Below are 13,469 nucleotides of genomic sequence, written 5' to 3' on the forward strand. Positions count from 1 at the left end.
AGACCGGCGCGCGGCTGCGGCATGAGCGGATCAAGCTCTCCGTGCAGCAGGTCGACGTCTTCGACGGCCCCCTGCTGGCCGCCGCCATCGAGGAATTGCCTGCGACGATCGACGGTCTTGCCGTGGTGGCGCTCGATCATCCCGCCGTCGTCGAGGCGATCAACAATCTGGTTGCGGCCGGCGTCACGGTGCTGACGCTGGTCTCCGATCTGCCGTCGAGCCGGCGCAGCCATTTCGTCGGGATCGACAATGTCGCGGCCGGGCGCACCGCCGCCAATCTGATCGGCCGTTTCGTGCATGGATCGGGCAAGGTCGGGCTGATCGCCGGCTCGCTGGCGCTGCGCGACCATATCGAGCGGCAATATGGCTTCGAGCAGGTCATCGCCCGCGAATATCCGAATCTGCAGGTGCTGCCGCTGCGCGAAGGGCGAGACGACAACAGTCGCGTCGAAAGCGCCGCCCGCGCCCTGCTGGCCGACCATCCCGATCTCGTCGCGATCTACAGCGCTGGCGGCGGCCAGTCCGGCGTCGTCGCCGCGCTTGAAGCCTCAGGCCGGGCGCGGGAGGTCGTCTTCATCGCCCATGAATTGACGCCTCTTGCACGGCGCCATCTGGTGCGCGGCACCATCGACGCGATCATCAACCAGGATGCCGGCCACATGGCCCGCAGCGTCGCGCGCGTGCTGCAATCGGCCCGCGAAGGCGCGCCGATCGTGCCGGGGCAGGAGCGAATCCGCATTGACGTGTTTTTGCGAGACAACTTGCCTTGAGCATGGCAATCTGAGGTACGCACCGCAGAACCGGCGACAAGACCGAGAGGCGGGCAGACGATGGACGGCTGAGCGGAACGGCAGTTTCCGAAAGGCCGACGGGAGGAGACGAGGGATGAAAACGATCAAGGGACCGGCGATTTTTCTCGCCCAGTTCGCGGGCGACGCCGCTCCGTTCGACTCGTTCGAGGCGATCTGCGCCTGGGCCGGATCGCTCGGCTATGAGGGCGTGCAGATCCCGAGCTGGGACGGGCGCCTCTTCGATCTGAAGAAGGCTTCGGACTCCAGGGACTATTGCGACGAGATCGCCGGCATCGCCCGCTCCCACGGCTTGGCCATCACCGAGCTTTCGACCCATCTGCAGGGCCAGCTCGTCGCCGCTCATCCGGTCTATGACGAGATGCTCGACGGTTTCGCGGCCCCGGAGGTGCGCGGCAATCCCAAGGTGCGGCAGGCCTGGGCGGTCGACCAGTTGAAGCGCGCCGCCCGCGCCTCGCGCCATCTCGGCCTCGACGCCCATGCGACCTTCTCCGGCGCGCTCGCCTGGCCCTTCCTCTACCCCTTCCCGCAGCGCCCGGCCGGGCTGATCGAGACCGCCTTCGCCGAACTCGGCAAGCGCTGGCGGCCGATCCTCGACGTCTTCGACGAGAACGGCGTCGATGCCTGCTTCGAACTGCATCCAGGCGAGGACCTGTTCGACGGCACGACTTTCGAGATGTTCCTCGACCATGTCGGGCAACATCCCCGCGCCAACATCCTCTACGACCCCAGCCATTTCGTGCTGCAGCAGCTCGACTATCTCGCCTTCATCGATATCTACCGCGAGCGCATCAAGGCCTTCCACGTGAAGGATGCCGAGTTCAACCCGACCGGCCGTCAGGGCGTCTATTCCGGCTATGCCAACTGGGTCGACCGGGCCGGGCGCTTCCGCTCGCTCGGTGACGGGCAGGTCGATTTCGGGTCGATCTTCTCGAAGATGGCGGCGAACGACTTCGCCGGCTGGGCCGTGCTCGAATGGGAATGCGCGCTGAAGCACCCGGAGGACGGCGCGCGCGAGGGTTCGGAGTTCATCCGCAGCCACATCATCCGCGTCACCGAGCGCGCCTTCGACGATTTCGCCGGCGCCGGCACCGACGAGGCCGCTAATCGCCGCCTGCTGGGCATCGGCTGAGGAGGCGCGCATGGTTATCGAAGCAAGCAGGCAGACGGGCTTCGGCCACCGCATCCGCCTCGGCATGGTCGGCGGCGGGCAGGGCGCCTTCATCGGCGGGGTGCATCGCATTGCAGCCCGGCTCGACGACCGCTACGAGCTGGTTGCCGGGGCGCTCTCCTCGGAGCCCGCACGGGCGAAGGCTTCGGCGCGCGAGCTCGGCCTCGCGGAAGACCGCGCCTATGGTTCCTATGAGGAGATGGCCAAGGCCGAGGCCGAGCGGCCGGACGGCATCGAGGCCGTCTCGATCGTCACGCCCAATCACATGCATGCGCCGGTTGCGCGTGCCTTCCTGAAGGCCGGCATCCACGTCATCTGCGACAAGCCACTGACGACGACGCTGGCGGAGGCGCGCGATCTCGTCGCCCTCGTGCGCGAGAGCGGCAGGCTCTTCATTGTCACGCATAACTACACCGGCTATCCGCTGGTGCGGCAGGCCCGCGCGCTGGTCGCGAGCGGCGCGCTCGGCACGCTCCGTCTGGTCCAGGTCGAATACGCCCAGGACTGGCTGACCGAGAAGACCGAGGCGACCGGCCAGAAGCAGGCCGCCTGGCGCACCGATCCGAAACAGGCCGGCGCGGGCGGTGCGCTCGGCGATATCGGCACCCACGCTTATAATCTCGCGAGCTTCGTCACCGGCCTGAAGCTCAAGGAGCTCTGCGCGGAGCTGACGAGCTTCGTCGAGGGGCGCGCGCTCGATGACGATGTCCAGATCCTCTTGCGCTTCGAGGGCGGCGCCAAGGGCGCGCTCTGGGCGAGCCAGGTCGCGCCCGGCAACGAGAACGGGCTGAAGCTGCGCGTCTATGGCAGCAAGGGCGGCCTCGAATGGGCGCAGGAGAACCCGAACCAGCTCTGGTTCACGCCCTTTGGCGAGCCCAAGCGCCTGCTGACGCGCGGCGGCGCCGGCGCCCTCTCCGAAGCCGCGCGGGTGACGCGTATCCCGAGCGGCCACCCCGAGGGCTATCTCGAAGGCTTCGCGACGATCTACAGCGAGGCGGCCGACGCGATCATCGCCGCGCGTGGCGGCGCCAAGCCCGATCCGGCCGTGACCTATCCGACGGTCGAGGACGGGCTTGCCGGCATGGCCTTCATCGAGGCGGCGGTCGCTTCCTCCAGGGCGGGCGGGCGATGGACGAGCCTCTGATCCATCACGGCGGCGCACCTCCGGGCGCCAGCCCGCCCGTGCTGGCGGCGCGCGGCGTCGCCAAGGCCTTCGGCCCGGTCGAGGTGCTGACCGATGTCGGGCTCGCGCTGGCGGCCGGCGAGGTCCATGCCGTCATCGGCGAAAACGGAGCCGGCAAATCGACGCTGATGAAGCTGATCTCCGGCCATCTCGCGCCGACGCGCGGGGCGATCGAGATCGACGGCGAGGTCGTGCATTTCGCCGGCCCCGTCGATGCCGAGAGCCGCGGCATCGTGCTGGTGCATCAGGAAATCCTGCTCGCGCCGCATCTCACCGTGGCTCAGAACATCTTTCTCGGCCGCGAGTTGAAGCGCGGCCTGATGGTCGACGACCGCGCCATGAATGCGCAGGCCGCCACGGCGCTGCGCCAGCTCGGCGTCGAGATCGACCCGAGGGCGCTGGTGTCCCGCCTCTCCATTGCCCGGCGCCAGCTCGTTCAGATCGCCCGCGCCTTGGCTGTGCCGCACCGCGTCGTCATCTTCGACGAGCCGACGGCGTCGTTGACCCCCATCGAGACCGAGGCGCTGCTCAAAGTCATCCGCGCTCTGAAGGCGCGCGGCGTCGCCATCCTCTACATCTCCCATCGCCTGCCCGAGGTCGCCGCCATCGCCGACCGCATCACCGTGCTGCGCGACGGCCGGCTGATCGCGACGCGCGACGCGGACACCCTCTCGCCCGTCGAGATGGCCCGGTTAATGGTCGGGCGCGACATGGCGCAGCTCTATCCCCAGCGCAGCGAGGCGCCGCCCGGCGCTATCGCCCTGGAGGTTCGCGATCTCTCCGTGCCCGGCTTCGCGGCCGATATCTCCTTTACCTTGCGCAAGGGTGAGATCCTCGGCTTCGCCGGGTTGATCGGCGCCGGCCGCACCGAGCTGATCGAGGGCGTCACCGGCTTGCGTCCCGCCCATGGCGCGGTCTCGGTTGAAGGCAGGCCGATCCGCCTGGGATCGGTGCGCGAGAGCATGCGGGCCGGAATCGTCTATCTGAGCGAGGACCGGAAGGGAAAGGGCCTGCTGCTCGGCCAGAACCTGCGGGTCAACCTGACGCTCGCGGCGCTGCGCCGCTTCCTGCGCCATGGCTTCATCGACCGGCAGGCCGAAGAGCGCGAGCTCGACGCCGCCATCGGTGCCTTCGATATCCGGGCGAGGCGCAAGGAGATGCTCGCCGGCCAGCTCTCGGGCGGCAACCAGCAGAAGCTCCTGCTCGCCAAGATGATGCTGCTCGCGCCCGAGATCGTGATCATCGACGAGCCGACGCGCGGCATCGACATCGGCACCAAGCAGCAGATCTATCGCTTCATCGCGAAGCTGGCGGCGGAGGGGAAGGCGGTCATCGTCATCTCCTCGGAGATGCAGGAATTGATCGGCATCTGCCACCGCATCCTGGTGATGCGCGCCGGCCGCCTCGTTGGCGAGGTCGCGGGCGAGGCGATGACCGAGGACGAAATCGTCGTCCATGCCACCGGCGTCAGCGCCATGGCGGGTGACGCATCCATGAGGGCAGCCCAGCCATGACCGACGAAGCCCGGCCACTCGACCTCGACAAGGATGGCGGCCGCAGCGGCCTGGCCCGATTCTTCGGCGAGATCGACATGGCGGCGGTCGCGCCCTTCATCGCGCTCGCAGCGCTGTTCCTGCTCGGCGCGCTGCTCAACCCGAATTTCCTCACCACCAACAACCTGATGAACGTGCTGACGCGCTCCTCCTTCATCGCGATCATCGCGGTGGGCGCGACCTTCGTGATCTCGGCCGGCGGGCTCGATCTCTCCGTCGGCTCGTCGGCGGCGCTGGTCGCCGGCATCATGATCCTGTTCCTGAACGGCGGCGGGCTCGATGGTGGCACGCTGCTGATCGGCGCGGCGATGGGCGTCGCGATCCTCGTCGGTGGCCTGGCGGGCTTCGCCAACGGCGCGGTGACGGTGCTCGGGCGGATAGAACCCTTCATCGTCACGCTCGGCACCATGGCGATCTTCCGCTCGGTCACGACCTGGCTCGCCGATGGCGGCTCGATCGCGATCAAGTCCTCGGAGGTCCGCGGGCTGCTGCGGCCGATCTATACCGGCACGGTCTTCGGCCTGCCCGTGCCGGTCCTGATCACGGCGGTGGTCGGGCTCGTCGGCGCCTTCATCCTCTACCGCACGGCCTTCGGCCGCCATGTCATCGCGGTCGGCTCGAACGAGGATGTCGCGCGCTATTCCGGCGTCCATGTCGGGCGGGTGCGGGCGCTGACCTATGTCATCCAGGGCGTCTGCGTCGCCATCGCGGTCATCGTCTACGTGCCGCGGCTGGGGGCGGCGACGGCGACGACCGGCCTGCTCTGGGAATTGCAGGCGATCACGGCGGTCGTCATCGGCGGCACGGCGCTGCGCGGCGGCGTCGGCCGGATCTGGGGCACAATCTGCGGCGCCTTCATGCTCGAGGTCGTCGGCAACATCATGGTGCTGTCGAGCCTGGTCAGCGAATATCTGATCGGCGCCGTGCAGGGTGTGATCATCGTCATCGCCATGCTCGTCCAGAAATCGCTGATGCGGAGGAGCTGACGCCCGCATTCCGATACGGCCGGCGGCACAGGGCTCCCGCCGGTTCCGATCCAAAGGCCCGAACCCGATAACCACAAGAAGCAAGGGAGTGAGACAATGCGCAGGATCATGATGGGCCTCGCGGCCGCCGCTCTGACGGCGACGCTTGCCCAGGCACAGCAGAAGAACGTCACCATCGCGGTGTCGATTCCGGCCGCCGACCATGGCTGGACCGGCGGCGTGGTCTATCACGCCGAGCGCGCCGCCAAGATCCTCCAGGCCAATCATCCCGGCCTCAAGATCATCGTGAAGACCTCGCCGAACGGCGCCTCCCAGGCCAATGCGCTGGAAGACCTGACGACGCAGAAGATCGACGCGCTCGTCACCCTGCCGCACAATTCCGACGAGCTCACCGACCCGATCCGGGCGGTGAAGAAGAAGGGTGTCTTCGTCACGGTGGTCGACAGGGCGCTGACGGATCCGACGATCCAGGACCTCTATGTCGCCGGCAACAATCCCGAGCTCGGCCGCGTCGCCGGCCTCTATCTCAAGGAAAAGCTCGGCAAGGGCGACATCGTCGTCATCCGCGGCCTGCCGATCGTCATCGACGAAGAACGCCAGAAGGGTTTTGACGCAGCCATCGCCGGCAGCGGTATCAAGGTGCTGGAGAAGCAGTTCGGCAACTGGTCGCGCGACGACGCCTTCAAGGTGATGCAGGACTACCTGACGAAGTATCCGAAGATCGACGCCGTCTGGTGCCAGGACGACGACATGGCGGTCGGCGTGCTCGAGGCGATCTCCCAGGCCAAGCGCACCGACGTCAAGATGGTCATCGGCGGCGCCGGCATGAAGGAGATGATCAAGCGCGTCGCCGACGGCGACAAGATGATCCCCGTCAACGTGCTCTACCCGCCGGCGATGATCGCGACGGCACTCGAGCTCACCGTCGCGAATTTCTACGACAAGGTGCCGGTGCGCGGCCGCTACATCCTGGACGCGACGCTCGTCACCAAGGAGAATGCCAGCGAGTTCTATTTCCCCGATTCGCCGTTCTGAGCGCAGATCGGAGCGGCGGATGACCGGGAGGGGTCCTCCCGGGCAAGCTGCGATGCGGCATGAGGGCTCCGGAGCAGAGGCGCTCCGGAGCCCTTTTGCTTTTGAGATTGCATCGATTTCACACGGGAACCGCACTGTCATCCCGGGATTGACCCGGGATCCATGCCGGAACGCCACCGATCCAGGCTGGATGTCAGATCGCCTCGGCACCGAGCTTCGCCAGCCAATGGCCGAGCCGTTCCTTGAGAAGGCGGTCGCGCACATAGGCGAGGCTCTCCTCGTCGAGCCGCTCCAGCTCCTCCAGCCGGAAGGCCTCCGGCCCATGCGCGTCCCAGGCGGCCTGCAGCCCGCGATGGGTATGGCTGCGGTGGCGCAAGGTGAAGCGCAGCCGGTTCTCGATGCTGCCGAGATCGGTCGCGCGGCCGACCCAGCGCTGGCCGCTCGGCTCGCAGCGCAGCAGATAGATGCCCGCCGCCGTCTTGCGTTCCTTGTAGGCGGCAACGGCCGCCTTCTTCTCTTCACTGCGCATGGCCGACCTCGTCGAGGGATCGGGATGCGTAATATAACCCGGACGTTAATAGGGCAAGAAATTTATCCGGGTATATTATCGGCAACGCCGCCGCTTGATCCTCGGCTCCGCTCGTCCGAAGGTTGACCGATGAGCGAGAGCGAACCTGTCCTTCTCTTCGGCGACCTGTCCGGCAAGACCGCGCTCGTGACCGGAGCTTCCGGCGGTCTCGGCCTTCATTTTGCGCGGCTGCTCGCGCGCTATGGTGTCGCCGTGATGCTGGCGGCCCGGCGCAAGGCTGCCCTCGACTGTGCCTGCGCGGAGATCGCCGATGCCGGCGGGGAGGCGCAGGGCCTCGCGCTCGACGTCGCCGATGCGCGCTCCGTCCGGGCGGCGCTGGAAGGCCATTCCTTCGACATCCTGATCAACAATGCCGGAATCAGTGGCGCCGCGCCGGCCGCCGAACTGGGCGAGGAGGAATGGGACCGCGTCCTCGACACCAATCTCAAGGGCGTCTTCCTGGTGGCGCAGGCGGTCGCGCGCGGCATGCGCGCCTCCGGCCGGGGCGGGGCGATCGTGAACATCGCCTCGATCCTCGGCCATCGCGTCGCCGGCGGCGTCAGTGCCTATGCCGCCTCCAAGGCGGGCGTGATCCAGCTCACCAGGGCGCTGGCATTGGAATGGGCCCGTGACGGCATCCGGGTCAATGCGCTCTGCCCCGGCTATATCGAGACCGACATCAATCGCGATTTCTTCGCCAGCGAGCCCGGCCAGAACCTGATCCGCCGCATCCCGCAGCGGCGATTGGGYCGGCCCGAGGAGCTCGACGGGGCGCTGCTCCTGCTCGCCTCGCAAGCCGGCAGCTACATCACCGGCTCGACCGTGGAGGTCGATGGCGGCCACCTCGTCTCGTCGCTTTGACGGCGTCCTAATACTTGATCACGCCACGGCGCCGGAAGGCGTCTTCGACCTGTCGGGTGGCCGGGCGACCTCTTGAGCCTCGGCGCTCCGCGCCGGTCAGGGCGATTCCGGCGCGGTCCGGTTCGGAAGCTGGGACAACACGCCCATGATGGGCCGCAGATGCTGCTCGAGGATGCCGAGCGCCTTCGCCTCGTCATACTCGCTCAGCGCCTCGATGAGCGCGTGATGTTCCTTGCGGATGCGTGCGATCCGGCTCGGATCCGTGCTGATCGCCGTCATCGCGACGCGCTGCTGGCGCGCTCCGAGCGACTGGTAGAGCTCGGACAGCACGACATTGCCGACAGCGGCGACCATGGCGAAATGGAAGTCCCGGTTGAGCTCGATCCGGCCGAAATAGTCGCCCTCCGGCCGCTCGTCGAGCTGCGCGAGGATGGTGCTCATTTCGGCGGGCAGCGGGATTTCCTCACGGCAGATCCGGCTGATGGCGTGGCTCTCGATCATCCGCCGGGCTTCGTAGAGATCGATGAGCTCCTGCGCCGTCACCTGCCGCACCAGCGCGCCGCGGCGCGGCAGCAGATCGATGAAGCGTACGGCCTCGAGCCGGTGGAAGGCTTCGCGCACCGGCGTGCGCGAGACGCCCAGCGCCGAGGAGATCTGCTCTTCCTCGACGAAGGAGCCCCCCACGAAGCGGCCGCGCAGGATCTGCTCGCGGACATAGAGATAGACCCGCTCGCGCGTCGGCCGGCCGCGCTCTTCGGCGGGCTCGTCCTGAAGATCGATCATCGCCATGAGCGTATCGTCCCGAAAACCGTATTCCTTTTCGACATGATGCCATGCCGAGTTGGCGGTGGACATCAAAAAATTCGCCACGTATACGTGACGCATCAGAAGCGAAGGGCGCGTCCTCTGTGGCGCGCGACTTGCGCCGGGGAACGTTAAACCGTGCACCTGCCGACTGTGATTCATGCTGTTTTGGTCTGTCGGGCGCCGCATTCGAGCGGCTGCCGTCGGCCGGGCACGGCATGGCGATTGCACATCGCGGGCTGACGCGGAGATCAGCAGCACGCGCGCCAGCCAGAGCAGAGGATCAGCCGATGAGCATCTCCCGCCGTTCTCTCTTGGGTGCCGGTCTTGCCGCTCCGGTACTGGTTTCGCCCCTGTTCAGGCAGTCCGCGCAGGCCCAGCGCGCGAACGGCATCATCCGCTACGGCCTTTCCGCCTTTCCGCCCAATCTCCAGCCCTGGGTCTCGACCGGCGCCTCGGCCGGCACGGTCAAGATGCTGATCCATCGCAGCCTCGTCTCCTACGGGCCGGATGGGGAATTGCGCGGCGAACTGGCCGAATCCTGGTCGCGTGACGCCGAGGGGGCCTGGGTCTTCAAGCTCCGCCCGGGCTGCGTCTTCCAGAACGGCGACCCGGTCACCGCCGACGACGTCAAATGGTCGATCGAGCAGATCGCCGGCGAGAAATCGACCGCCTACATGCGCGCCCAGTTCCAGAGCATCGAGCGCGTCGAGATTCCCGATCCGGCGACGGTCCGTCTCGTTACCAAGGAGCCGCTGGTGACGCTGCCGAGCTGGTTCGGCAACTACAACACCTTCATCCTCTCGCGGAAATCGACGGCGAACGAGCCGATCGGCGCCGGCCCCTTCCGGCTGGTCGGGCAGGAGCGCGGSACCTCGCTCGAYCTCGYSGCCTTCGACAAGTTCTACAAGCCGGGTTTYCCSAAGSTSAAGGGCATCAARTTCGTCGTCTATGCCGACGAGAACCTGCGCAACGCGGCGTTGATGTCCGGCGATGTCGACATGATCGAATACGTGCCCTGGCAGTCGATGGCGGCGGTGGAGGCCGATCCGCGCCTCAAGCTCGACAACCAGGAAGGGCCGTTCATGGACGTGCTCTTCAACGGCACCAAGCCGCCCTTCAACGACCCGCGCGTGCGCCGCGCCGTCGCCCATGCCGTGCGCCGCGAGGACATCGTCAAGGCTGCCTTCTTCGGCCGCGGCAAGCCGCTCGAAGGCCTGCCGATCGTCGAGGGTACGCCCTGGTACGACGACAAGCTCGCCCATGGCTGGAACTACGATCCGGCCCGCTCCAAGGCGTTGCTGGCCGAGGCCGGCTTCGCCAACGGCTTCCAGACGACGCTGCTGTCGACCGCCCAGTTCGGCATGCACAAGGACACCGCCGAGATCGTCCAGCAGCATTTGGCAGCGGTCGGCATCCAGTGCGAATTGCAATTGCCGGACTGGTCGACCCGCGTCAGCCGCGGCATGCGCGGCCAGTACGACATGGCGATCCACGGCGTCTCCTCCGACAACAACGATCCGGACGGGCTGACGGTGGTGCTCGACACCACGCTGTCGCCGGCGCATGGCCGCTCCTTCAAGGTCGATGCGCCCCGCACCATCGCGGCCCTCGCGCGCGGCCGGGCCGAGTTCGACCAGGCCAAGCGCGTCGCGATCTACAAGGAGATGCAGGCCGCCGCCTTGGAGGAGGTGCCGCTGGTCGGCCTCGCCTGGCGCCAGCAGGGCTATGGCATGGACAAGAACGTGATGGGCTTCGTCAACCTGCCCGGTGCGCTGACGAACTCCTCCGGCAACATGCTCGAGCAGACCTATTTCGGATGAGCACGGCCTGGCTGACACGGCGGGTCCTGCTGACGCTGGCGATGGCCTGGGTGGTCGCGACCATCGTCTTCCTGGCACTGCACATGGTGCCGGGCGATCCGGCCGAGCTCCTGCTCTCGACCTCGGGCGCGGCGCCCGATCCGGCCTCCGTCGCGGAATTGCGCGAGAAGCTCGGCCTCGACCTGCCGCTGCTCACGCAATACGGGCATTTCCTCGCGGGCCTGCTGCGCGGCGATCTCGGAAACTCCCTCGTCGATGACTACCCCGTGCTGCAGGAGATCGGGCTGCGGCTGCCGCGCACGCTCGAACTGATCCTCGCGGGCACCGTCATCGCCGTCATCTTCGGCGTGCCGGCCGGGGTCTATGCGGCGGTCCATCGCGGTGGGGCCTTCGACCGCGCGGCGTCCTGGATCACGGCGCTGCTGCTCGCCGTGCCGGTCTTCGTCGTCGGTACGCTGCTGGTGCTGCTGCTGGCGCAGACGCTCCGGCTCATGCCGGCGGGCGGCTATGTTCCCTTCGCCCAGGACCCGGCACAGCATCTCAAGCTGCTGACGCTGCCCGCCATCGCGATCGCGAAAGGCCTGGCGGCGGTGCTGTTTCGCATGACGCGCGCGGYGACGCTCGATGCCCTCGCCCATGACTATGTCCGCACCGCCCGCGCCAAGGGGCTGTCGCCCCGCCGCGTCCTCGTGGTGCATGTCCTGCGCAACGCCCTGAACCCGGTCGTCACCGTGCTCGGCCTGCAGATGGGCACGCTGCTCGGCGGTACCGTGCTGGTCGAATATGTCTTCAACTGGCCGGGCCTCTCCACGCCGCTGCTGCGGGCGGTCGAGGGGCGCGACTATCCGATGGTCGTCGGCATCATCCTGACGATCTCCGTGCTGTTCCTGCTGATCAACCTCGCCGTCGAGCYCCTCCATGCGGCGATCGACCCGCGGGTGCAGGCATGAGGCTCGCACGCGCCAAGGGCCTGAGGCGCCTCATCCTGCCCGCCGGCGTCGTCGGCCTGATCGTGCTCGTCGCGCTCGCCGCCCCGCTCCTGCCGCTGCCGGACCCGATCCGGCAGGATGTCGCCCAGCGCCTCGCCGGCCCGATGTCGGGCTCCTGGCTGGGCCGGGACGAGTTCGGCCGCGACGTGCTCTCGCGCTTGATCTGGGGCGCGCGCACCAGCCTCTCCGTCGCCTTCGCCTCGGCTGTTGTCGCCGGCCTCTTCGGGGTCACGCTCGGCCTGATCGGCGGCTGGACCCGGAGCTGGGGCGCCTTCCTGACCGTGCGCAGCGTCGAGATCATCATGTGCTTTCCGCCGGTGCTGCTGGCGCTGCTGGTGGTCACGCTGCTCGGGCCGGGCGCAGGCACGCTGCTGCTCGTRCTCTCGGTGCTCTACGTGCCGGGCTTCGCCCGCGTGACCTATGCCGAGGTGCTGGCAGTGAAGGGCCGCGACTATGTCGAGGCGACGCGCGCGCTCGGCGCCACCTCCACGCATCTGCTGTTCCGCACCGTGCTGCCGAACATTGCCGGCCCGCTGCTGGTGCAGTTCTCGCTGGCGGTCGCGGCGGCGGTGGTGATCGAGAGCGGCCTGTCCTTCCTGGGCCTCGGCGTCGTGCCGCCATCGCCCTCCTGGGGTCTGATGATCCGCGGCGCGCGGGCGACGATGGAGCAGGCCCCGCTGCTGCTGCTCTGGCCCTGCGCCGCGCTGACGCTGACCATCCTCGCCATGAACCTGCTTTGCGACGCCTTGCGCGATCTGCTCGATCCGCGCACGGCGGAGCACTGATCTCACCGCTCTATCAAGATCAAGCCTGAAGGAAGGACGAAGCCATGGCCGCCAAGACAGATCCCCTCGTTCACATGGGGACGATCACGGGCGGGGAGGCCCGCCAGATTCTCGAAGMGAACCCSGTCATCCTGCTGCCGATGGGCAGCCATGAGGATCAGGGCCCGCACGCRCCGATGGGYGACTATCTYCTCGCCGAGAAGATCGCCGAGCTYGCSGCCATCCGCGCCACCAAGGCCGGCACGCGCACGCTGGTGGCGCCCGTCCTGCCCTTCGGTGGGGCAGACTGGTTCGGCGCCATGACCGGCGGCATCGCCATCTCGCAGGCGACGCTGACACAGGTCATCGCCGAGATGGTCGAGTCGCTGCATCGCAACGGCCTGACGCGGATCATCGTCATCAACGGCCATGGCGGCAATGTCGGGCCGATCGCCGAGGTCGCGCGCGAGCTCTATCTGCGCGAGCAGATCGTGCTGCCGAGCCTTTATCTCTGGCGCATCGSCTACGGCCTCCTGCCCGGCATCCTCGGCGGCGCCGACAAGGCGGCGGCGGTCGCCGGACACGGCTCCGATCCGCTGACCTCGATCGGCCTGCACCTCTTCCCCGAGCTGATCCGCAAGGACCTGATCCCGGAGGGCAAGCCGCTGAAGAAGGACCCGATTCTCGATCTGCAGTTCACCGGCCTCGGCACAGCGAGCTTCGAGGGCCATGAGGTCGCGATGCCCAACGAATACGATGAGGTCTACAATCTCGGCGTGGCCAAGGGCGATCCGCGCCTGTGCTCGGCCGAGACGGGCGCTGCCCTCACCGAGAAGCTGACCGATATCTGCGCCCGTTTCATCGCGCATTTCGCCAGCAAGGTCTCGGCCTGACGATTCCGCCTGCCGCGGTCGCCCGCGGCA

Annotated in this window: 13 protein-coding genes; 11 read left to right on the plus strand and 2 right to left on the minus strand. The window is 67.7% G+C overall.

Features of this window, described 5'->3' with window-relative positions; translation table 11 throughout:
- The 6 genes from AB4Y99_RS16945 to AB4Y99_RS16970 all read left to right on the plus strand — a co-directional run.
- Positions 1–770 (plus strand): substrate-binding domain-containing protein (locus tag AB4Y99_RS16945; protein ID WP_441524134.1); only part of this gene is annotated, 770 nt, incomplete at its 5' end.
- 115 nt (positions 771–885) lie between these two features.
- Positions 886–1,941 carry a sugar phosphate isomerase/epimerase family protein gene (locus AB4Y99_RS16950; RefSeq protein WP_441524135.1) on the plus strand — a complete coding sequence of 352 codons (1,056 nt, stop codon included), beginning with the start codon at positions 886–888 and terminating at the stop codon, positions 1,939–1,941.
- 10 nt (positions 1,942–1,951) lie between these two features.
- A complete protein-coding gene (locus tag AB4Y99_RS16955; RefSeq protein ID WP_441524136.1) occupies positions 1,952–3,124 on the plus strand; it encodes a Gfo/Idh/MocA family protein in 1,173 nt (390 codons plus the stop codon).
- Entirely contained in the window at positions 3,109–4,677 is a 1,569-nt protein-coding gene (locus tag AB4Y99_RS16960) for a sugar ABC transporter ATP-binding protein (RefSeq protein ID WP_441524137.1), read from the plus strand. Before AB4Y99_RS16955 ends, AB4Y99_RS16960 begins: the two co-directional genes overlap by 16 nt.
- Before the next feature lie 77 nt (positions 4,678–4,754).
- Entirely contained in the window at positions 4,755–5,702 is a 948-nt protein-coding gene (locus AB4Y99_RS16965) for an ABC transporter permease (RefSeq protein ID WP_441524143.1), read from the plus strand.
- A 96-nt stretch (positions 5,703–5,798) separates the two neighbouring features.
- On the plus strand, positions 5,799–6,737 hold the full coding sequence (locus tag AB4Y99_RS16970; protein WP_038364652.1) for an ABC transporter substrate-binding protein: 939 nt from the start codon (positions 5,799–5,801) through the stop codon (positions 6,735–6,737).
- A 193-nt stretch (positions 6,738–6,930) separates the two neighbouring features.
- Here the strand turns inward: AB4Y99_RS16970 and AB4Y99_RS16975 are convergent, their stop codons facing one another.
- Positions 6,931–7,266, minus strand: coding sequence for a GIY-YIG nuclease family protein (locus AB4Y99_RS16975; RefSeq protein ID WP_112761507.1), 336 nt, complete (start codon positions 7,264–7,266; stop codon positions 6,931–6,933).
- A gap of 129 nt (positions 7,267–7,395) precedes the next feature.
- Between AB4Y99_RS16975 and AB4Y99_RS16980 the strand changes: the two genes are divergently transcribed.
- Positions 7,396–8,166, plus strand: coding sequence for an SDR family NAD(P)-dependent oxidoreductase (locus tag AB4Y99_RS16980; protein ID WP_441524138.1), 771 nt, complete (start codon positions 7,396–7,398; stop codon positions 8,164–8,166).
- 96 nt (positions 8,167–8,262) lie between these two features.
- Here AB4Y99_RS16980 and AB4Y99_RS16985 read toward each other — a convergent pair whose 3' ends face one another.
- Positions 8,263–8,955: a GntR family transcriptional regulator gene (locus AB4Y99_RS16985; protein WP_441524139.1), complete on the minus strand. Its 693-nt coding sequence runs from the start codon at positions 8,953–8,955 to the stop codon at positions 8,263–8,265.
- 305 nt (positions 8,956–9,260) lie between these two features.
- Between AB4Y99_RS16985 and AB4Y99_RS16990 the strand changes: the two genes are divergently transcribed.
- From AB4Y99_RS16990 to AB4Y99_RS17005, 4 genes are read left to right on the plus strand one after another with little or no spacing between them, the layout of a single operon-like run.
- Positions 9,261–10,793: an ABC transporter substrate-binding protein gene (locus tag AB4Y99_RS16990; protein WP_441524140.1), complete on the plus strand. Its 1,533-nt coding sequence runs from the start codon at positions 9,261–9,263 to the stop codon at positions 10,791–10,793.
- Positions 10,790–11,743 carry an ABC transporter permease gene (locus AB4Y99_RS16995; protein WP_441524141.1) on the plus strand — a complete coding sequence of 318 codons (954 nt, stop codon included), beginning with the start codon at positions 10,790–10,792 and terminating at the stop codon, positions 11,741–11,743. Before AB4Y99_RS16990 ends, AB4Y99_RS16995 begins: the two co-directional genes overlap by 4 nt.
- Entirely contained in the window at positions 11,740–12,567 is an 828-nt protein-coding gene (locus tag AB4Y99_RS17000; protein WP_166652887.1) for an ABC transporter permease, read from the plus strand. The genes AB4Y99_RS16995 and AB4Y99_RS17000 overlap by 4 nt, the downstream gene beginning before the upstream one ends.
- 44 nt (positions 12,568–12,611) lie before the next feature.
- Positions 12,612–13,439: a creatininase family protein gene (locus AB4Y99_RS17005; protein ID WP_441524142.1), complete on the plus strand. Its 828-nt coding sequence runs from the start codon at positions 12,612–12,614 to the stop codon at positions 13,437–13,439.
- Positions 13,440–13,469 lie beyond the last annotated feature (30 nt).

Source organism: Allobosea sp. TAB14 (assembly GCF_052113865.1).
Classification (GTDB): Bacteria; Pseudomonadota; Alphaproteobacteria; order Rhizobiales; family Beijerinckiaceae; genus Allobosea; species Allobosea spartocytisi.

Excerpts from the sequence above, each read along its gene's own strand:
- AB4Y99_RS16985 (WP_441524139.1), bottom strand. The coding sequence starts at position 8,955 with ATGGCGATGATCGATCTTCAGGACGAGCCCGCCGAAGAGCGCGGCCGG.
- AB4Y99_RS16960 (WP_441524137.1), top strand. The coding sequence starts at position 3,109 with ATGGACGAGCCTCTGATCCATCACGGCGGCGCACCTCCGGGCGCCAGC.
- AB4Y99_RS16975 (WP_112761507.1), bottom strand. The coding sequence starts at position 7,266 with ATGCGCAGTGAAGAGAAGAAGGCGGCCGTTGCCGCCTACAAGGAACGC.
- AB4Y99_RS16955 (WP_441524136.1), top strand. The coding sequence starts at position 1,952 with ATGGTTATCGAAGCAAGCAGGCAGACGGGCTTCGGCCACCGCATCCGC.
- AB4Y99_RS16965 (WP_441524143.1), top strand. The coding sequence starts at position 4,755 with ATGGCGGCGGTCGCGCCCTTCATCGCGCTCGCAGCGCTGTTCCTGCTC.
- AB4Y99_RS16950 (WP_441524135.1), top strand. The coding sequence starts at position 886 with ATGAAAACGATCAAGGGACCGGCGATTTTTCTCGCCCAGTTCGCGGGC.
- AB4Y99_RS16970 (WP_038364652.1), top strand. The coding sequence starts at position 5,799 with ATGCGCAGGATCATGATGGGCCTCGCGGCCGCCGCTCTGACGGCGACG.